We start from the raw sequence: 20,344 nt of genomic DNA, 5'->3' as shown, positions 1-20,344 counted from the left end.
TTAACGATGGAGTCATCACATTTTCAAACAGAGGCTATCTTAGAAAAACCACAGCATAGGATTATGCCGAAAAGAGTTTTAGCAAAGAGGATATTTTTCATTATTATCGGCAGTATTTTAATGGGAATAGGAATCGAGGAATTTCTTGTTCCTAATAAAATATTAGATGGAGGAATTGTCGGAATTTCTATCATTCTCTCCCATTTATCTGGCGCGAAATTAGGCTATTTTATCTTTTTACTCAATATTCCCTTCTTCTACATCGGCTACAAGCAAATTGGCAAGACTTTTACTCTTTCCACTATGCTAGGCATCACAGTCCTTTCACTTACTACGATATTATTACATGATGTACCTGTATTTACATCGGATTTACTTCTCGCAACGGTATTTGGCGGTATTATCCTCGGCATTGGTGTGGGAATTGTCCTCCGTTTCGGCGGCTCCCTTGATGGAACAGAGGTATTAGCTCTCCTTTTCAGTAAAAAAAGCCCCTTTTCTGTTGGCGAAATCATTATGTTTTTTAACGTCTTCATCTTTATTAGTGCTGGATTTGTTTTCTCATGGAATCGGGCCATGTATTCATTAATTGCCTATTTTATCGCTTTTAAAGTCATTGATATTGTTATAGCTGGTCTAGATGAATCAAAATCGGTCTGGATTATTAGCGATCATTCAGAAATCATCGGAGAAACGATATTGGCAAGGCTTGGGCGTGGCGTTACATATCTAAAGGGCGAAGGTGCCTATACTGGTGACACGAAAAAAGTAATTTTTTGTGTCATTAACCGTCTCGAAGAAGCAAAACTTAAAACAATTATCGAAGAGTTGGACCCTGCTGCCTTTCTTGCCGTTGCCAACATCTCGGAAGTTCGCGGAGGCAGGTTCAAGAAAAAAGATATTCATTAATATTACTCTTTGTTATTGCCTAAAAAGCTAAGCATTTTTTAGGCACCCTCTTTCTACGCAATCTTCCTTCGATGGGAACTTTGGAACCTTCCAAATAACTCCATACTTAGTCAGGAAAATAGAAAATAGAAAATCAAAACCATTCCTAGGTTTATTTCTCTTCTTTTTTGTGAAAAATTTCATTTGATAGGAGGTTATGATTTGCGGAAAAACATAACATTATCGATTTTAATCGGATCAAGCATTGTTTGTTTACTCTGGCTAATTGGCTTAGGCTGGGTATTAATCGACTATAACAATCAGCCTGAAAGCAGCGCTAAAATAGCTAGTGAAGAGAAAATAAAAGAAATGGAGAAAGATGGCATACGTCTTTTAGCTCTAGGTGATTCCCTTACCCGTGGAACCGGTGATGATACGGGTAAGGGTTATGTTGGTTATCTTTCTGATGCCTTAGAAGAAAAAACAGAGGAAGAAATCACCATTACCAACTATGGGATCAAAGGATTAACGACTGATAAATTGGCCGAACAAGTAAAAGAAGACGAAGTACAAAGACAAATAACTCATGCTGACCTTCTCTTTATAACCATTGGCGGGAACGATCTTTTTCAAGGGGGAGAATCTTTATCTGAACTCAATGAAGATTCTATAAGTAAATTAATGAAAGCTTATTCCGAGCAATTGCAGGCGGTACTTTCATCGATTCGATCCATTAATAAAGACGCCCCCATCTATTTAATGGGCTTATATAATCCTTTTAATGATTTAGACAATAGTGCTTTAACTTCCCAAGTAGTCCGCACTTGGAATAATGCGACTGCTGAAATATGTGCTAAATATAAGCAAACTATTTTTGTTCCAACCTATGATATTTTCCAGCAGAATGTTCAGCAATATTTATATTCTGACCATTTCCATCCAAATAAAAAGGGCTATCAGCTTATGGCTGAACGGGTAGCATCCCTTATTTCCTGGGAGGTAAATGACAATGAGTGACATTACGTTATCAGTTTCGCATTTAACGAAAAAAATCGGAAAGCGGGCTATTATTAAAGGCATTAGCTTTGAATTAAAAAGCGGAGAAGTATTCGGTTTTCTCGGACCAAATGGTGCTGGGAAAACAACAACCATCCGGATGCTTGTTGGATTAATCAAACCTACCTCTGGTCAAATATCCATTTGCGGCTATGATGTCAAAAAGGATTTTTCCAAAGCAATGGAGCGTTTAGGCTGTATTGTAGAAAATCCAGAGCTTTATCCTTATTTGACCGGATGGGAAAACTTAAAATACTTCGCACGAATGCTGACAAATGCAGATGATAAGCGAATAACAGAAGTTGTAGAGTTAGTAGGATTAACGGAGCGTATTCATGACAAAGTAAAAACTTATTCCCTAGGAATGCGCCAGCGTCTTGGAATTGGACAGGCATTATTAAGCAGGCCGAAAGTTTTGATACTAGATGAACCAACCAATGGATTAGACCCTTCTGGGATAAGAGAAATGAGGCAGTTCATTCGTTTTCTGGCAAAAGAAGAAGGTCTAAGTGTATTAGTCTCCAGCCATTTATTAAGTGAGATTCAGCTCTTATGTGATCGTGTATCCATTATTTTAGACGGTAAAATCATCCATACTGAATCAGTACATACTTTACTGACGCAAAAGGAAAAATTAATTTGGCGATTTACCCCGTTAGAAAAGGGAATAGAAATCTTGAATAAACTTGCTCCATCTGTCACAGTCCAGGAAGAAATGGTGATTACCCCCTATATAGAAGAAGAAGTTTCTAAGTGGAGTCGTTCATTGATGGAAGCCAATGTCGCTATAAAAGAAATGAATCGGCAAATCCCTTCGCTTGAGCATCTATTCTTAGAGCTAACAGGAGGTGATTCTGTCGGTGAATAAACTCATCTATAATGAAATGCTAAAGCTCGTGAAAAGTAAACGCTTATTGGTTGTGACGATTATCATCGGAATAATGATCATGATGTTTACCTATGCACAGCATCGTGAAATGGAAAATGTCAAAAAAAGAATTGGCGATACAGACTGGCGCGTCACCCTGCAGCAATCAATTGTCGATATGCAAAACAGAATCGGTTCAAGCGGGATTTCCGAAGAATTCCGCTCCCAGTTAAAAGTTCGCATCGACCAAAGTCAGTATTATCTCGACCATAACATCAACCCGCAAGATCCAGGTGCTCCCACCTTTTTGCGCGTGTTTCTCGATAATTCCATCCAGCTGCTGCTACCGTTAATGGTAATGATTATTTCAGCTGATATGGTTTCTTCGGAAAAAAGTTTAGGGACCATTAAGCTGTTGCTGACAAGACCAGTAAGGCGTTGGAAAATCCTTTTAAGCAAATATATTACGCTTATTCTATCAGTTTCCTTTATCTTACTTATGTTCGGGCTATTTTCTTATCTTATTTCCGGATTATTCTTTGGATATACGGGATGGACTGCACCAGTGCTAACTGGATTTACCGTGGAGGCTGGTGAATTAAATACTGCCAATGTCCATTTAGTCCCACAATGGCAATACATTCTCATGATTTTTGGACTCGGCTGGTTTGTGTCTGTTGTCGTAGGGACGCTCTCCTTTATGTTCTCTGTCCTTATTAAAAGTACAGCAGCAGGAATGGGCGCTATGCTCGCATTCTTGATTTCTGGTACTATCATTAGTTCGATCGCTTCTTCATGGGAATCAGCCAAATACTTTTTCATGGTAAACTTGCGTCTAACAGATTATCTCCAAGGGAATATACCGCCAATAGAAGGCATGTCCCTGCCGTTTTCCCTGATGGTACTATCTATTTGGGGACTTGCCGGGATTATTATCTCCTTCCTTGTCTTTACGAGAAGGGATGTTTACTAAGATTTAATGTTGTTATATGTACAAAAACGGAACTTGCCAACTAAAGGAGTTCCGTTTTTTATATTCTTATGCTAACGGCTTGTTTAACTACCGCCACTTAAGTTTATGTGAAAAAATCACACTATCTTCTACACTTAGACCTTAATCCTTACAGTAGCTATTTTAAAAAGTTTAATCAAAAATAGCTTAATATAAAACTCATAGTAACTATAAACCCATTTTAAAATTATGGTAATCCGAATAAATTATATAAGTTTCAGTTTTAAAAAAACTTGGTTATTTTCTACCTGTATGGATTCATAGCCGCGCACGTTAACTTAATAGCCCTCTTTTATTTAAATAAGACCAATCCAACAAACCAAAGTACAGGTATAAACAGCGCTGGCAGCATATTTAACGATTTAGTTTCCTTAATCTCTAAAATCGATAAACCTGAACCTAGAATTAAAATTCCTCCAACAATTGATATTTCCGTCATTAACGCATTCGTTAAAAATGATTCTAAGTATTGGGCACATAAGTAAATTAACATTTGCCAAACAAATAATACTCCCGCAGTAAATGCTATCCCAAAACCATATGTCACTGCTAACGCCATCGATGTCACCAAATCTAAGGTAGCATTGGTAAATAAATAAGTATAATTATTGTGTAACGCACTTTCTATAGGACCTAAAATAGACAGGGTACCCATACAAAAAAGTAAAATCCCAGTTGATAAGCCTTTACTTAAATCAGATTGCGAAAATCGATTAACGAGCTTTTGGAAATGTGCATCGATTTCGAGAATAGTTCCTACTAATCCTCCGATAGCTAAACTTACGATGAATAGTACAGGATACTCACTATTTGACATATTTTGTACAACAGCGGTGATACCAAGTGCGACAGCTGCAAATCCCATTGCTGTAAATAAAGCTGATTGGTATTCGTCTTTAATTCCCTTTTTTAAAAAGCCACCTACTGCACTACCAATTATAATGGCGATGGTATTCACAATTGTACCAATCATGTTATCACCTCCTCTGCGATAATCATAAACCTTCAAGTAACTTGAAGGTCAAGAAGTTATAACAGGAATTTGGATTTCGGTGACAAACTTGTTTGTATTATTCGATAAACCATAATCAATATGTGTCACTTCAACAGAGTCGCCTATGATTTCATAGTGTTTTTGTTTTATATACTGTAAAAGCTGTTCATAATACGTACTGGCAGCAGCGTGTGTTCCTTGAAAGCGCAATGTAACATATAGACCTCCCGGAATTTCCTCTTGTACCGCTTCATCTACAGCCTCATTTTCTAATAATAAAAAGATGGCATCATAAAAATCAAATTGCCCCTTTTCTATTTTTTGCTTCGCAATTGACATACCAATTTTCCCTAAAAAAACGGCCGATTGTAATTTAGAGCTATTTTCAAGATTGCGAATGAAGAGTTCTAAATCGGCTCCACTTGGAATAGTTTGGCGTAACACCACCATTTCTCGTATTGGGAAGATCTGTTCTTTAACGACTCCAATATCCTGCTGTGAAAGAGCATCTTCAATTTGTTGTATTCGATTATCTATTTTTTGTTTAATTTCTTGTAATTCTTTAATTTTTTGATGTGTAATTTCACGTTGAGCATGTAGTTGGTTCACTAAGTAAACCGGATCACGATTATCGACAAAGGTTTGTATTTCTTGCAGTGATAGTCCAAGTGTCTGTAAATATTTAATTGTATTGAGCCGTTCAAAATGCGCTGTGGAAAAGTATCGATATCCAGTTACAGGGTCTACATAAGTTGGTGTTAGTAAGCCAATATCGCAATAATAACGAAGTGCACTGCTTTTTAACTGAAATAGTCGCGATACTTCCCCAATTGTAAAAATGTCTTTCATGTTTGTTTCCTTTCCGTCCCTACAGTTCCGAATATTCAGAATTGTTTTTCGGATAATTGTTAGCACTAAAAATCATGAGATTTCTCTCTCATTTCCCAGACTGATTCCACTTATTTTAACACAAATCTCCCTTACTTAATTAACATGGTTAACAATCTTTTCTGATTCTCGAATTCAAGTTAAAACTTAATCTTTAGCTTAACTGCCCCATAGCAAGATAATGAATGCCCGTTACTTCTATGTATCTATTCTTCATTTTTCATTGACTATCTTTGTCAATAAATCGTAGCATTCCTTTTCCAACCGATAAACGAGATCACCGCCATGTTCCTCAATAGCACTTAATTCGGTGTGTAAATATGCTCTAATTGGTTTATCGTATAATATCATATGGATCACGCCATTATATATTTATATTCTAAGTTCAATACCAACAGTTTAAATTCCTTCTTCAATAAACTCCCCGATTGTTCTATAAAAAGGTTCTCGACATTTACTACAGACGATAAAAGTACTTGAAGAAAGTGAAAATCAAAAGAGCTTAAATCCTTCTTGGATTAAACCCCCGCTCCTATTAATAGCATACCAATTAAAAAGAGAAATAGTCTAAGAAATGCTCCTTATAAAGGAAAAACACTTATTTTCCTAAACATTAGAATAACGATCTGATAGTTTCTTTTTATGTGACTGAAACACTTCTTCTAGTGGAATGTTGTACTTGTTAGCAATTACAATTAAATTACCTAGTACATCGCCTAATTCTTCCGTTAACTCTTGTTTATTTTCCTCATAAGAGCCTCTTGCTTCATCTGGCCTGTCTCTACCAATTTCAAGAGCTCTTATAGCCCGTGCAACCTCGCCTGTTTCTTCTGCTAGAAAGCCAATTCGAATAAATATATCTAGTTCAGACCAGCCTCTACTTTTATAATAATCCTTTACCCATTCCTGAAATTCCGTTACATTCATACTCATATTCATCTAACCTCCAATTCAATATTTTAAGTTTAACAAAAAAATGAAAGTTCTGTATAATCTTTAATGGTGTAATTCACTAGCAGGCGATATTTTGAAAAAGTTGGCAGTATTTTGTGGATCGAGTAACGGAGCATCTGATGGGGCTGGGACAAAACTAAAAAGGCTATGCTTAAAGCTGAATAATCATTTGTTGAATTAGACAAATGATAAATAAAATCTATTTTTGTTTCTCACACCATTTTATAAGATTAGTGAAATGGAGCGGAAGACACTCGACTCCTACGGGAAATAGAGGAAAGGCTGAGACCCCGCAGCACTGAACTGAACTGAACTGCAGTGGTCTTTTCTTAGGATTGAAATGATTTGCAGCTTATTTCAAATTTAAAATGCGGTGGACAATACTTTCACAGTAATCAAGATACTCTGTGCTAATCAATGTATCTTTTGGAGCTATAATAGCACTTAGGTTTATCAGAAGTTCTGAATTAGCCAAAGCTGGATTTATCATAGAATGTCCTACTTTAGGTATTGTTTTCACATTTAATTGTTTTTCTGACAATAAACCCCTGTAAATCTTCTCAGTTTCTTCAGAATCTACATTTTCATCCTTCTCAGCTAATATTAAAAATATCAGGGAGTTTATGTTTTTAAGATCTTCTGTTGCATCTGACGAAATATTCTTTTGTACAAACGTATATCTTTCTTTGGACATACTGCTATCTCCTGTTTTTTGCTTATATTCCTCATAAGAGATACCAGTTTTAATCATTTCAGACTCCTCTATGTCTTTATTTAGTTCACTGCTTATTTCCTGATTTGTCCTATCCTCGCGTTTCATTTTCATCATAGTATAATATTGCCCTTGTCTATCCCAATTAATTGCCGGAGCTACTAATATAGAAGCAGTAATATCTTCTCGATTCTTCAGTACTTTAGGAATTACCCAGCCAGCCTGGCTGGCTCCCCAAATAATAATTTTCTCTGCATTAAAAGTCTTCTGCCCTTTTGCCCATTCAATTACTTCTTCTACTTCTCTCGCTCGATCGTCCATCGATTGATTTAACCAATCTCCAGATGATCCTCCCACACCAAGTTTATTCCAGGAAATAGAGGCAAAACCATGTTTTGCAAAACGTTCCATTAATGGCTTGTAACCACCATCTTGAGTTGCATTTTGCGCACCATCTCCATGAACAAATATAACTACTCCCTTGTTCTCTGTTTTGGGAAGAGCAAGATAGCCAACTAACGTTCCTTGCTCTGTTTTGATCGTCACCTCTTTCTCCAGCATATCGTAACTATTTTCATAAAGGAAACATCCAATAATCACCAACAGAATCAACGCAATGCCAATAAGTAATTTAAATCTCTTTTTCATTTTTATCAATTCCCTTCCACTCCATAAAATACCATTGGTTAATTCCATGTAAGTGCCTTCCTGCTATGCTTGTTCCTTCTTTCACTATTCGAAACCCAAGTCTTTCATAAAGTTTTCTAGCAGCATTATTATTTTTAGAAACATACAATGTTACAAATTGACTTTGATCCGCTGAGTTTTTAACCAATTCAATAAGTTCCGTTCCAATTCCCGTCCCTCTATATTCTTTAGATACAGTGATAAAGTCTATATGAATTTCGTTCTCTTTCTTCTCGTGACTGAGTGCCCCGAAAAAGAGGAGTATTTTGACAAATGATTTAAAACTCAGCTCTTTGAACAAAAGGTTCGAAAATTCTCCTAAGTACCATTTTTTCGGTTTCATTAATAAGATGCCTTGGATGTTTTCATTCTTTATTATCAGCAAGTTTTCACTATGTTTTTTTAGAATATGTTCTGCGAGACAGTGCAATAAATACTCATATTCTCTATTTGGTAAATTTAAGGTTTTAAATTTGCCTGAGAATCCTTCCATTAATAGAACTGCTATATCCTGTATATCTTTCTTTGGATTTACCATCGTACTATGCATTTCGCCTTACCTCTAAGCTATATACCATTGCTTCCTTATAGAAAGCGGATAACTGAACTTCTTCGGTTAATAACAATGGATCTTCATATTTGGCATCTCTCCCAGCAAGCTCATCATAAAAATGCTCGATTTCTTGAAGCAACTCTTGCTCATTTTCTATACATATCCGCTTACAATAATAGGTTCCTGCTGAGAAGAGAAAATCTCCTTCTAGCTTGCTTGATTCATACATTACTTTGACCTTACTTCCATCCTCCAGAATTAAATAAGAGATTTCATCCAAAATCTTTATAGAGCCATCTTTCCAGTTTGCTAACTTTTTTAACTTAATATTGTATGAATCATCTACAAATTTATCATCTAGAAAAGTAAAACACCGTTCTTCTTTATCTTCTATATTTAACTTATATGTCTCTTTTTGCTTAAGCCCTAATACTGTTTGAACATTTTCTTTTAGTCTATTAAGATGCTTAATGTCGTTTTCTACTTTTAACAGCACATCTGATAAAGCTTCTTCATAATTCATTTCCTTATCCAAAATACTTTTTATTTCTTTTATAGAAAAACCTAATTCTCTTAGCAGCAAAAGATGGGACATAGCATATACTTCTGATTCGCCATACATATGATAACCATTCCCATCAATAAATGCAGGCTGTATTAATTGTTGTTCTTCATAATGCCGAAGCAAATATTTCGTTATGTTAAGTAATTTAGCTAATTCCCCGCTTGTTAAATATTGCATCCTACTCTCCTCCTTTGATATCAATAGCATAAACTATGTGGCTACCACACAGTCAATGGATTGATCAAATTTTAAAATTTATAGTAATGAATTTATCAATAATCATAACGAGGAGAAATTCATCCTCCATTGTAAGAGCCTGATTGCAACACAAAGAGAATAACTACCATAAGAAAAGGACTTCCTATTATATAAGGAAATCCCCTGTTTGTTTGTACCATTAAAAAATGACTACAACGTAAAAAAATGTATAACAATTATACAAAAAAACCTATTTTCTTTTAAAATGAGGGTTCTTGTATAGTTGAGATAAATTACTAGATTTTACCTAAATGAATCATGAATTGGTTGAAACAGGTCATCCGTTGAATTTCTAATAACTGAAAAGTGTTCCACATTGTAATGTCCATGAAGAGTTGTATTATGGTGCTTGATGATTTGTTCTTCATTTATTACATCATTCATTGCCCAAAGTAGAGTGTCCATCACCTACTAACGTTACATCAAAACCACTTATAGTTGCTGTCCGGAAAGCACAATCTATACAATGTTGGGTTTCACAACCCATAATTACTAAATGTTCTATATGTTTGGAATTCTCCTCCACAGTTAGGTCATACATAATTTATATGCAATGTACATTCCTTACAAAAAGTACATTCTTGTGTACAAATGTATGCTAAAGAATTATTATTGAGTCCCTTGTTGCATTTTTCGTAATTACTTCTAAGTGTGAACAATTTGTTGAGTTCTGCAAAAATAATTCTAATGTTATTGAATGTCATCGCCTGGCTGAATCATATAATTATTCAATAAAAGTTTTAACTAGTTCTGTCCCACCTTTGGAAAGCTTCATTGATGATTCCATGTCATTAGGACAGCCCTCTACATTAATAAGACTCTCGTCACCTGTTGATAGCAGATTAATACAGTAAAACCTATTGATGAGACATATTGCTGTATTAATAATCATCATTTCATTATGTTTATTCTAAAAATGAATCTATCACCGGCGTTCCTTTTAAGTCATAAAATAGATTCTGCACAAAGACATAAACCTTTTGTATCAAGAACAAAATGGTTATAAATAACTCTTGTTAAAAATATCAACCATTATAAGTGGTCGTGCTATTTTTCAGCTTTTCTTTTTCTACTAACCTTCCCTTTTCTACCATAAGGAAGATACTACTTATTACATATATGCTGTTCCTTAGCAAAATAAAATCAGCTGCCAAATTGACAGCTGATCTTTAATATAAGAACCAGCCGTTTAAATAAAATGCTTGACTCTATTCGAACAATGGCATAATGTACTTTCTAATCAATTCAATTCTATCCTTGGCACGTGGCATAAAGCGGGATGCAATTGTGACTACCATTTCCTTTTTAGGGTTAATGAAAATTACATTTCCACCATCACCTAAAGCAGCGTAGCAATCATCAAGTATCCACCACAAGTAACCATAGGACAACTCTCCCCACCGGCTTTTCTCCTTTGTGCTTTCCTTTATCCATTTAGAGGAAAGGATTTGTTTTCCGTTCAATACACCCCCGTTTAAATATAACTCCCCAATTTTCCCCATATCCCGTGGTGTTAAGGTAAGGCCCCATCCAGCGGTGTTTACGCCTGTAGGATCTACTATCCAACCAGTTACACATTTATCCTTAAGAAAAGTGAAATAATCATCTTTATTTTGTATAGTCGTATTAATGGGAGCTGTGATGCCAAGCGGCTTAAACAAGGTTTCTGAAGCGAAATCAAGCACAGATTGACCAGTTGCATTTGTAAGAACTCCTGATAAAATATGTGTGCCAACGGTAGAATATTTATACTCTCCAATACTGCCTTTTCCCCCTAGCAAATCCAATGCAGCTTTTACCCAGTCATCACTTTTGTAAATTTTTGTATAAGGCTCTGACTTATATTTATATGGAGCAGTCATTGTCAACATATTTTGTATTGTTATATTTTGTATTGTCTTTTCGCCCCGCCTAATTGTGTAATCCGGAAAAAATTCTAATACTTTTTGATCTATATTTTTAATATATCCTTTATCAATTGCGATACCAATAAGAATTGATATTATACTCTTTGTTACAGATGCTATATGCAATACATCCTCTTTGGTATATCCATCAAAATATTTTTCATAAACCAAACTTCCGTCTTTTTTAACAATAATGCATGCTATATTTGAATATTCTTTTTTTATTAAATTCTCAAGTTTATAAATCGGATTATTATTCATAATTATCTTTTCGCATTGACACATTGACGTCAAATATATCAATACATTCCTTTCGATAAATTATTAATCAATATTGATGTAATAAAGAATAATTTATTATAAAAATATTTACAATTCTTTTTTTTATAATCGAAAATATAAAGGAAAATATTTACACTATCAGTCCTTGCATCTGCTAGCAACCACACCTTTTAACAAATTGCGTTGGAGAATAGTTCACAAGAAACATACCCTAAAATTAATAATAATAATAATGAAGATAATGTAATGCTACAATGTTTCATAACGCTTTGTTAGTTCCCATCACTTAAGCTTTTTCATTTATCCGCCATGCCCCAATCCCCTACTCCTCAAATGCTAAACTCGTTTTCAACCGATCTAGTTGTAAGAAATGATGTCTGTAATGCATTACAATCAACAAAAACCACTCCTGTGCGTTTAATGCACCAAATCCCGGATGAAGCATCTTATTACTTACGACCGATTGATGTAAAATTGACTCCATATTCCTCATCCGTTCTACAACCCTATGAAGCCCATCTACCAGATACTCCATGCTCTCGGGTGGTTGCGGAGTATAATTCGGCGAAGCAGGGACCTTAATACGAACGGCAGGAAATTGTTCTAATTTAAACACTGCCTTCCCCTGCTCCGTTTTTTCCATCGCTGGATTCAATGTCGATTCGCTGCCATCTAAACATTGCTCGGCATTATGCAGATGAATAAACGCTGATTGAATTAAATGTACATACATCTGTCCAATGGACCAATCTTCCTCGTTCAACTTTCTATTTAATTTCTCCATATTGAGTTTTTTTAGTTCTGCCAAATATTTTTCGACTGTAAATTCAAATGACTTCAAAACTTCCTTTGTACTACTCATCCTTCTAGCAACTCCTCATTATTTTGATATATTCATAGTATAAAAAAACACTACTGACAAGTGTATGTCAGTAGTGTTCTAAAATTTTTCTCGCTACTTCTCGAACCTTGTGACGCAAAGATTTCGGTTCAATCACCTCGATATCTCCGCCAAAGCCAAGTAAAAAATGCAATATTTCCTCCGGATATCGAACACGAAATTGAAAGATAACCTCCTTCTCCCGCTCCTCAATGGTATCAATATAAAAATTAACTGCCTCTATAATCTTGTCGGCAATTTCTGTGGTTGCCCTGATTAAGATTTTTTCATCTCGATTGTCAGGTGGCCGATAGCTGCTTAGATCAAAATTATTTGGCAAAAGAAATCGTTCCTCCAACACAGAAAGTTCGGTCATCCGTGACAAGCGAAAATGACGTATATCTTGTCTCAAATCACAGTGTGCGATTAATATCCAATTTCCATGAACTAGTGTTAATCCATATGGAGAAACCTTACGCTTATTTTTCCGCTTCCCATCCGTTCCTGGCATATTTTTGATATACACAAAACTGATTTTGCATTGTTTCAATATTGCGTCACGAACTTGATTAAGATAAGTTCTTACCCTATCTTCAGTTGATGGTTCACCTACATGAAGCAGTCGCATGGTTTCCCGAACAAGTGTTGATTGGTTGCGGACTGATTCCGATAAAGTAGCCTCGATTTTTCTTTTAGCAGTCTTAGCATAAATACCGTAATCAGTATCCAACCTTTGTTCAATAAAATCAGCTCCCATGAGCAGAGATACTGCCTCTTCTGCTGTAAAACTAACCGGGGGCAGAAAATATCCTTCCATTAAGGAATAACCCAGACCAGGAGCGCCTAAAATCGGAACCCCAGCCTCACTTAGTGCTTGAATGTCCCTATATATCGTACGGACACTTGTCTCAAATTGAGAAGCTAAGTCTTCTGCCCTCAGCGTTTTGCTTCGCTGTAATTCAAGCGTGATTGCAAGCTGCCGCTCAGTTTTATTCATTTTTTCTGTCCTCCACAGTTTATCTTTCAAAATATATTAATGATCCGTCATAGTTGAATAGCAGCATGCAGATCTCTAAGAGAGGATCATCTTCGCAATGTATACGCGCTAAATGCTTCGATTTGTTGCCTCGTAACGATTCTAAAATTCGCTATCCAACTAAAAATTCCCCATAGCAACTCTCGGGTTTCCATCCATGTTCACCAATTCTTAATCTAACAAATATTCTTCAGCAGAATTAATCATCTCTTACCTCAATTTGCAGATTTATTTCTTATAATATCATAAAAAATTTTGTACTAAATGCCCCCGTTAGTCCAATAAAGAAAAATGATACAGCTTACATTAACACAAAAGCGTTGTTGAACTGAGATCAACAACGCTCCTCGTTTTAATATCCCCCTAATTCTTTTCTATTTGGGGCATGTGGTGGTTCCTCCATCCATCCCCTGTCCATTAAAATATCAGCCCCATCCTTTCCAAACTTCAAAATTTCAGGAATTAATTTCAAATATTCAGTAGACAGGTCAATTGGTGATGTGATAGATAATGCATGCCCAATATAGGTCAACCCTTGCGTATTAAGCGTGGTTACAAGGTTCATAATTAACTTTTCCGAAAATGGAGATATAGTAGAAGTTGAAACTTCGGTATTAATCATGATAGTGCCAAGTAAATCATCTTTAATTAAGGCATCATTCAGAAAGCGTATTTGTTTTTTAGCTAACTCTTTTCCTTTAATTAAATAATTTTTTATCTTTTTATCTTTTACAACTTGAATAAAACCTGTGAGTAAGATTAAACCAAAATAGTTCCTTTCAATGTTAAAAAACATTTCAGAAATTTCAAGTACATTTAGTGGCCGTTTTGGTTCAATAAATTTAGACAGTAGGCCTTCTTTAGTAACAAACTCGACTGAATCAGGATATGGAATCATTGTTGGTCTATCATATATTCCTTTAGATAGCATCAGATCAACTGATTTATTATAAAGGTCTAATGAAGAAGTCAAACAATTAGAGAAAAAAGTTCTAATATCTTCTCTTGCAACATTAGATAGCAGTATACTATAGTTCATTAAACCCATCCGACTCATACCATAGATGTAGCTTACTGAAAATAAATCAAAAAACAAAGATGGTGCTGTGAGGTCAAGATCATCATCTGAAAATCCCGCTGGAATAGGAAAACCTTCACTTTTAAATATGCTTTCTATTTCTTCTATATGTTTTTTAGATATATCTAAAGTTAGTTGAATTAGAGGGTTAACATCTGTGTAGTTCGAATGATGTAAGAAATGCTTTGTAAGACAGATGGACAAGCTATCAGATATATAAGTTCCCCACAAACCTGCAATTTCAGTTGATGATAAGCCTACTGAATGTTTTGGCTCCATTGAAAATCTCCTTTTCAATAAAATTTTTTCTAATTTAAGTATGCTCAGTTCAAAGCTATATATACCGTGAGATCGAGTTGCCATAACATCATTCCTGTTCCGCCAACTATGCACTTCTTTCAAATAGTAAGCATTAATCATGTAAATGAGCTGAATAATAACAGTATAACTACTGATTTAAAGATCGTTTCTTTCTGCCGCATGTAAAAGACAACAACCCTCACAGTTAACAAAAGTTTATGGAAATCCATCCCTTTAAAAAGAATGGTTTCGGCCCTCTGCCTAACTGTCTATGCTTAAAGATAACTTTATTCCTCCAAGCCCCTCTATATGGATACCACGAACAATTGCATAATTTGTTCAACATTTTCTTGAGTACTCCGTCTTTATATAGTGAACTGACTTTCAGAATTAATAAACTGGAATAAAAAGACTCTAAAATAAGCGATGGAAACTAGGTGCCTAGAATGGAAAGAACCAACTCAATCTCGAGTTGGATTATATAATAATGCAGATAGCGCAAAAACTGTTCAAATGATAATCGATACAATAAAAAAAGAGATAAAATGGTCGGGAAACCAACTTTATCCTACATGTGAAAAGAGGTTTTTTATTACCTCGCTAGAAGCTCTGGAATCCCTGCATAGTCACGCGCTTTCAAAACCATAAAAAGATGCTTTCCTTCTTTCAGGAAAGCATCTTTTAGCACAATAATAAAAGTGTTTTAAATCAAAGATTTATAATTAAGGCTCTGTTAAAGCTTAATGTTGATATTAATAGAAAAAACGGAAGTTCCATAAAAATGGAACTTCTATTTGATTTTATTGTCTTATTGAACTAACGCACCCAATCGTATTATAAGGTCAGCCAGAGAATTCTGGTTGACTATTTTTTATTCAATTTATAGATTGATAGTAGCCGGGGAAGAACGGACGCACCCGTGGGACTTGATCCCGACAACTAAACTGTTCTCCCTCTACTTGTTAACACATGATTAGGCTGGTTGGGACATGATGATCCCGTATAACAAGCGAAGATATGAATGACAAGCTAGATAGAGGTTACCGGTCAATCCACTACACTAGGAGGAGATAATTTATGAATCCAGTTGTTGGTCTGGATGTCGCTAAAGGTGAAAGTCAGGTTCAAATGTTCTTGGATAAAAAAATGCCCTATAAAAATAGTGTGAAAGTTGAACATACGGTGGATGGTTTAAAAGAGTTATACTCTTATTTACTAGATTTAGAGCATCAAACAGGGATGAAACCACCAGTTGTCTTGGAATCAACGGGTCACTATCATGCCCCAGTTGTACAGTTTTTAGAAGCAAGAGAGTACATTGTCATTATCGTAAATCCATTGGTATCTTACCGAGCAAAAAGTTCTAGTTTAAGAAAAACTAAAACAGATGCCATTGATGCTTATCACTTAGGCGAACTGTATTACAAAGAGGATTTAGAGCCGCAGAAAAAGCGTGGTGTTCAGTTATTAAACCTTCGGCATCTGACAAGACAACATGAAAATATGACGGGAATTATGGTTCAAACAAAGCTTCAATTTCAATCTGTATTAGATCAAGTATTTCCAGAGTATAAAGGCGTTTTTGGCGATCTGTATGCCGAGGTTTCATTAAGAACTTTACAAACTTTCCCTACCTCGGAGACTGTCTTAAAAACTTGTGTGGAGGAAATTGCACAATTTATTGATAGGCATTGTAAAGCAAGATCGTTTAATTGGGCGCTTGAAAAAGCAGAGGGATTAATCGCAGCTGCAGAACGCAACCCATTTCAGTCAACGCGTTATCAAAGCCTTCTTGTCAGTCTGAATATGTATATTGATTTACTTCAAGTGTACCACCAACAGCTTTCTACGTTGGAGCGTGAGATTGATCAGTTAGCAGTACAGCTCGAAGAATATGAACTACTCCAAACAATTCCCGGTGTAGGCGAAAAAATCGCTGCAACGATTATTTCTGAAATCGGGGAAATTGATCGGTTTAGTCATCCCAAAAAGTTAGTTGCCTTTGCAGGACTTGATCCTAGTGTATTTGAATCAGGTCGCTTTAAAGGCACGAAGAATCATATTACTAAACGAGGCTCTGCAAGGCTTCGCCACATGCTTTTTACAGCAGTTCGGTGTTCCATTCGAGATAGTCGTAAAAAGAAAACAACTGAAGAAACCATTGCACGAAATATGCGATTACGTGCCTTCTACGATTTAAAACGTGAAGAAGGTAAGCCTTATAAAGTAGCCATTATTGCATGTGCTAATAAGCTTTTACACTGGATTTATGCGATGTTAAAAACGAAAACACCATTCCAAGAAACTATTTAGTAACAACATTTTCCTATACAACTAAAACCTTCCAAATTGAATCAGGAGGGTTATTTGAGTTATGCATTTTTAGTATAGCATTTAGTAATTATAAATTTAAAATATATTTATTGACAAACTATTAGCTGGTTTCGTTGAATAACCTAACTACCATCTTTCTCTAATCTCTTTTATGACAACTTCTGGATTATCCCAATGTAACATATGAGAAACATTAGGTACTAAATTTACAGTTGCTCCTGTTTTTTGTGCAAAGATGCCTGAAGTTATATCCCTATACGTATCTTGTGACTTAGGAAGGGTTGCACGGAGTAATAAGATATTTAAGTTATTAGGGAGTTTTTCATAGATATCCTCCGCTTCATCTTTGTACATACCTTTAATAATGTTACCAGCCGTTTTTCCCCTTGCGTGCCAATAATACTTTCCATCCTTAACAAGAGCTAAATCCTTTGCCGCAGTCATTAATAGTGGAGTTCTTCTGGAGTCACCAAAGACAGCCACATCCAAAAACTTTTCCCAAGTCCCTACATACTCTTCAAAATCCTTATCGTAATACTCAATTTCTTCTTCTATTGAAGTAGAATTTCTTCTTTTAGTCTGGTAGCCACCGTCAATTAGAATTGTCCCCAGCACTTTCTTAGGATAATTAAGTATATAGAATAAAGAAACAAAACTTCCCCAAGAATGAGATAAAAAATAAAACTTTTCAATTTTTAAGATTCCGATAATATTTTCCAACCATTTTGCTAATGCGGGCATTTCATACCTTTCTACATGATTAAACCCATCTGTTTTACCGTGACCAGGAGCATCTATACTAAAAATTCTATAATCATTCTTTATTTCTTCTGCGATTTCAATAAAACTTAGGCTTGTACTTCCTAATCCGTGTAAGCAAAAAATTACAGGTTTATTTTCACTACCCCATTCTGTTATGTGTACATTGATTTCCCCGTCATTAATTATGTACCTTTTCAATTTTTATTTTTCCTCTCATATCTTTATTTTCTTCTTCAATAAAACTGCTCCATAGTTGAATAAAGAAAAGCCCTTTATACAGTAAACTTAGATAATCTAAGTTTATCATATGTTTCTGCATTTGGAATTTAATTCCCTTTTACTATTATATCGTTCTTAGTGACTTCATTTTGCTGATGATGATTGCTCTCTAACAATTGAAACCACCAAGATAGTTGTTCAGATACGTGGTCGCCACGCCGTTAAAAAGCTGTATCCAACCTTTCACCTTTCAGTCTTCGGTGGTAGTTGTGGACGTTCTGGATGTGATATAGACCCTTGGTGTAGGTATTAATTACACTGTATCTACTTTACAAGGCAACTCTTTAGAAGTTGATTTGTCACTATTAATAAAAAAGGGAATAAAAAACAGTGGGTAAATCATTAAATACAAATTTACTGCCCACCAGCTTATATCAAACTCTAAACTAAATCCCCAAAATGCAATAGCCTGCAAACCCGAACAAAAGGTCAGCACTAATGAAATTAAGGCATACGGCTTCCATTTTGCACTTGTTTTCTTATATAAGTATAAGCTATAGAGCCCTGTTGCTGAGATGAAAATATCTAAAGGAAAAAACGACCAGTTCCAAGCAATAATAATGGGATTATCATAATCCTTAAAGGCCCATTCTATAGGAATAAGACTGAAATATGTAATAATCCAATATATGATAAAGCCTATATCGGTGACGAGAAAAAAAGGCTTTAAATATTTCATTAACAAAATCCTTTCTTATTTAAATATTTCTTTACTGCTGAAATAAGACCAAATGTAGTCACAGTTACAATAAACAATTATAAGAGTTCATTCCTACAGGTAATAGAAGTAAAATAGGATAAAATTTGAATAACTAGTATAACTACTCGCTCATCTGAGACTTGTGATCAGATGCTTCACTATGATCGACAGTAAAGTTAAGAGTTACAACGCCGATAATAATAAGAAAAATCGCAGTTATTTTCACAAGACTTAAACTCTCATTAAAATAATATACTCCAATAATTGAAATAATTAGGATTCCTATACCTGACCAGATTGCATAAGCCACAGAGATTTCGATCGTCTTTAATGCCAACGTTAAAAATACTAAACTGTTTAGATAGAAGAATATTAATAAAATACTTGGTAATAACTTTGTTAAGCCTTCAGATAATTTCATACTTGTTGTACCAGCAACCTCAAATACTATTGCCAAACATAAATATAGCCAAGAAATATTAATCACCTTCCTTATATTTCGAAATGCCATTCAACAATATATCCATAACTGCTTCTAATTTTTCTTTAATTGTTAATGAGCTTTGCGAAACATAAATTTGATTTATAGCACCTAGATACAACTCAATAAAGATATCTAGATTAATATCTCGAAGGTTTCCTTGTTTTATCCCTTGCTTCATCAAAGTAAGAACAGTTGACCATTCTTCTCTTAGGAAAATATCTAATTTCTCCCATTGTTGAAAATGGTGCTTTTTTAAATCGGACAATAAGCGAATATCCATAATCCCGAACTCTTCAGGAGTACTACAAAGGATAAGTTTAATCTTATCTAACACATTTGTATTCTCATCCATAACAATCTCTTGTTCATTTTGCTTTATACTATGAATAAGTTTTTCGATAATCTCGTCAACAATCTGATCTTTTGAAGAAAAGTATTGATAAATTGTTCGTTTGCTTGTTCCTAAATTAGCAGCTAACTCACTCACTGTAAAACTAAATCCTTTTACTTGAATCAATCTAATTGTTTCATCAATAATTCTATTATGCAAAAACAGACCTCCTACCAATACGAATGAAACTCATTCGGTTTTATTGGTACCAGTATAGTATAATATCTAAAATTGCACAATAGTTTTATAAAATGTAATAATGACAAATACTCGAACTCTATTTCCGGAATGAGAGGCGCTGCATTATTTAGTCAAATAAATAAACAAGAACTTCTACTTATGAATGATTCTGAGCCAGCGTCTTCATAGAACAATTTCAATCGTACAATCCACCTTCAGTTAAAACCTATCTTAATAGCTAATCAAATTTGATCATTAAAAGAAACCATCAAATATTAGATGGTCCCTTGTTCATA

The 20,344-nt window shown here is 35.0% G+C and carries 23 protein-coding genes and 2 pseudogenes; 6 read left to right on the top strand and 19 right to left on the bottom strand.

What is annotated here, in order from left to right:
* Positions 1-63 precede the first annotated feature (63 nt).
* The 4 genes from NST77_RS01980 to NST77_RS01965 all read left to right on the top strand — a co-directional run bounded on the left by NST77_RS01980 (position 64) and on the right by NST77_RS01965 (position 3,785).
* Positions 64-909: a YitT family protein gene (locus tag NST77_RS01980; RefSeq protein WP_371000152.1), complete on the top strand. Its 846-nt coding sequence runs from the start codon at positions 64-66 to the stop codon at positions 907-909.
* 201 nt (positions 910-1,110) lie between these two features.
* Entirely contained in the window at positions 1,111-1,905 is a 795-nt protein-coding gene (locus tag NST77_RS01975) for a GDSL-type esterase/lipase family protein (RefSeq protein WP_095330147.1), read from the top strand.
* Positions 1,898-2,812 carry an ABC transporter ATP-binding protein gene (locus tag NST77_RS01970; protein WP_095330148.1) on the top strand — a complete coding sequence of 305 codons (915 nt, stop codon included), beginning with the start codon at positions 1,898-1,900 and terminating at the stop codon, positions 2,810-2,812. Before NST77_RS01975 ends, NST77_RS01970 begins: the two co-directional genes overlap by 8 nt.
* Positions 2,805-3,785: an ABC transporter permease gene (locus tag NST77_RS01965; RefSeq protein ID WP_095330149.1), complete on the top strand. Its 981-nt coding sequence runs from the start codon at positions 2,805-2,807 to the stop codon at positions 3,783-3,785. Before NST77_RS01970 ends, NST77_RS01965 begins: the two co-directional genes overlap by 8 nt.
* A gap of 331 nt (positions 3,786-4,116) precedes the next feature.
* Here NST77_RS01965 and NST77_RS01960 read toward each other — a convergent pair whose 3' ends face one another.
* The 9 genes and pseudogenes from NST77_RS01960 to NST77_RS01920 form a co-directional block, all read right to left on the bottom strand.
* On the bottom strand, positions 4,117-4,797 hold the full coding sequence (locus tag NST77_RS01960) for a DUF554 domain-containing protein (RefSeq protein ID WP_095330150.1): 681 nt from the start codon (positions 4,795-4,797) through the stop codon (positions 4,117-4,119).
* 48 nt (positions 4,798-4,845) lie between these two features.
* The gene (locus NST77_RS01955) at positions 4,846-5,667 is read right to left on the bottom strand and encodes a MerR family transcriptional regulator (protein WP_095330151.1); all 822 of its coding nucleotides are present in this window, start codon (positions 5,665-5,667) and stop codon (positions 4,846-4,848) included.
* A gap of 252 nt (positions 5,668-5,919) precedes the next feature.
* Complete coding sequence (locus NST77_RS01950; protein WP_341122694.1) at positions 5,920-6,066, bottom strand: hypothetical protein; 147 nt, start codon at positions 6,064-6,066, stop codon at positions 5,920-5,922.
* Between the two features lie 246 nt (positions 6,067-6,312).
* Positions 6,313-6,633, bottom strand: a complete 321-nt coding sequence (locus tag NST77_RS01945) for a MazG nucleotide pyrophosphohydrolase domain-containing protein (protein WP_095330152.1) — start codon at positions 6,631-6,633, stop codon at positions 6,313-6,315.
* A gap of 379 nt (positions 6,634-7,012) precedes the next feature.
* Positions 7,013-8,068 (bottom strand): alpha/beta hydrolase family protein, encoded by a 1,056-nt coding sequence (locus NST77_RS01940; RefSeq protein ID WP_249879034.1) that lies wholly within the window; start codon positions 8,066-8,068, stop codon positions 7,013-7,015.
* Positions 8,004-8,609 carry a GNAT family N-acetyltransferase gene (locus NST77_RS01935; protein WP_249879035.1) on the bottom strand — a complete coding sequence of 202 codons (606 nt, stop codon included), beginning with the start codon at positions 8,607-8,609 and terminating at the stop codon, positions 8,004-8,006. The genes NST77_RS01940 and NST77_RS01935 overlap by 65 nt, the downstream gene beginning before the upstream one ends.
* Positions 8,602-9,354 carry a MerR family transcriptional regulator gene (locus NST77_RS01930; protein ID WP_249879036.1) on the bottom strand — a complete coding sequence of 251 codons (753 nt, stop codon included), beginning with the start codon at positions 9,352-9,354 and terminating at the stop codon, positions 8,602-8,604. The genes NST77_RS01935 and NST77_RS01930 overlap by 8 nt, the downstream gene beginning before the upstream one ends.
* 324 nt (positions 9,355-9,678) lie before the next feature.
* Positions 9,679-9,940: pseudogene (locus tag NST77_RS01925) on the bottom strand (isochorismatase family protein); the annotation flags it as partial.
* A 28-nt stretch (positions 9,941-9,968) separates the two neighbouring features.
* Positions 9,969-10,139: a DUF1272 domain-containing protein gene (locus NST77_RS01920; protein ID WP_123259069.1), complete on the bottom strand. Its 171-nt coding sequence runs from the start codon at positions 10,137-10,139 to the stop codon at positions 9,969-9,971.
* Here NST77_RS01920 and NST77_RS01915 point away from each other — a divergent pair.
* Positions 10,074-10,289, top strand: coding sequence for an Lrp/AsnC family transcriptional regulator (locus NST77_RS01915; protein ID WP_341123724.1), 216 nt, complete (start codon positions 10,074-10,076; stop codon positions 10,287-10,289). The two genes, NST77_RS01920 and NST77_RS01915, sit on opposite strands and share 66 nt — an antisense overlap.
* Positions 10,290-10,643: 354 nt before the next feature.
* Here NST77_RS01915 and NST77_RS01910 read toward each other — a convergent pair whose 3' ends face one another.
* From NST77_RS01910 to NST77_RS01895, 4 genes are all read right to left on the bottom strand, one after another.
* Complete coding sequence (locus tag NST77_RS01910; RefSeq protein WP_249879037.1) at positions 10,644-11,603, bottom strand: serine hydrolase domain-containing protein; 960 nt, start codon at positions 11,601-11,603, stop codon at positions 10,644-10,646.
* A 343-nt stretch (positions 11,604-11,946) separates the two neighbouring features.
* Positions 11,947-12,486, bottom strand: coding sequence for a DinB family protein (locus tag NST77_RS01905; RefSeq protein ID WP_047942728.1), 540 nt, complete (start codon positions 12,484-12,486; stop codon positions 11,947-11,949).
* A gap of 67 nt (positions 12,487-12,553) precedes the next feature.
* Positions 12,554-13,501 carry a helix-turn-helix transcriptional regulator gene (locus NST77_RS01900; protein WP_047942729.1) on the bottom strand — a complete coding sequence of 316 codons (948 nt, stop codon included), beginning with the start codon at positions 13,499-13,501 and terminating at the stop codon, positions 12,554-12,556.
* 391 nt (positions 13,502-13,892) lie between these two features.
* Positions 13,893-14,897, bottom strand: coding sequence for a DUF3231 family protein (locus tag NST77_RS01895; protein WP_341122693.1), 1,005 nt, complete (start codon positions 14,895-14,897; stop codon positions 13,893-13,895).
* Positions 14,898-15,995: 1,098 nt separating this feature from the next.
* Here NST77_RS01895 and NST77_RS01890 point away from each other — a divergent pair.
* Complete coding sequence (locus NST77_RS01890) at positions 15,996-17,231, top strand: IS110 family transposase (protein ID WP_095322885.1); 1,236 nt, start codon at positions 15,996-15,998, stop codon at positions 17,229-17,231.
* A gap of 147 nt (positions 17,232-17,378) precedes the next feature.
* On the opposite strand, the gene NST77_RS01885 is transcribed toward NST77_RS01890, so the two are convergent.
* The 6 genes and pseudogenes from NST77_RS01885 to NST77_RS01860 form a co-directional block, all read right to left on the bottom strand.
* Positions 17,379-18,212 (bottom strand): alpha/beta fold hydrolase, encoded by an 834-nt coding sequence (locus NST77_RS01885; RefSeq protein WP_341122692.1) that lies wholly within the window; start codon positions 18,210-18,212, stop codon positions 17,379-17,381.
* Entirely contained in the window at positions 18,193-18,321 is a 129-nt protein-coding gene (locus NST77_RS01880; RefSeq protein WP_341122691.1) for a hypothetical protein, read from the bottom strand. The genes NST77_RS01885 and NST77_RS01880 overlap by 20 nt, the downstream gene beginning before the upstream one ends.
* Positions 18,322-18,340: 19 nt before the next feature.
* Positions 18,341-18,535, bottom strand: a pseudogene (locus NST77_RS01875) (IS1595 family transposase); the annotation flags it as partial.
* Between the two features lie 11 nt (positions 18,536-18,546).
* Positions 18,547-18,972 carry a YvaD family protein gene (locus tag NST77_RS01870; RefSeq protein WP_047942734.1) on the bottom strand — a complete coding sequence of 142 codons (426 nt, stop codon included), beginning with the start codon at positions 18,970-18,972 and terminating at the stop codon, positions 18,547-18,549.
* Between the two features lie 142 nt (positions 18,973-19,114).
* The gene (locus NST77_RS01865) at positions 19,115-19,471 is read right to left on the bottom strand and encodes a DMT family transporter (RefSeq protein WP_047942879.1); all 357 of its coding nucleotides are present in this window, start codon (positions 19,469-19,471) and stop codon (positions 19,115-19,117) included.
* Between the two features lies 1 nt (position 19,472).
* Positions 19,473-20,027, bottom strand: coding sequence for a TetR/AcrR family transcriptional regulator (locus NST77_RS01860; RefSeq protein WP_047942735.1), 555 nt, complete (start codon positions 20,025-20,027; stop codon positions 19,473-19,475).
* Positions 20,028-20,344 lie beyond the last annotated feature (317 nt).

The organism is Niallia sp. FSL W8-0177 (assembly GCF_038006285.1).
GTDB classification, from domain to species: Bacteria; Bacillota; Bacilli; order Bacillales; family Cytobacillaceae; genus Niallia; species Niallia circulans_A.
Note: the sequence above shows the minus strand (reverse complement) of the source record. Positions and strands in the feature narration are given on the sequence as shown.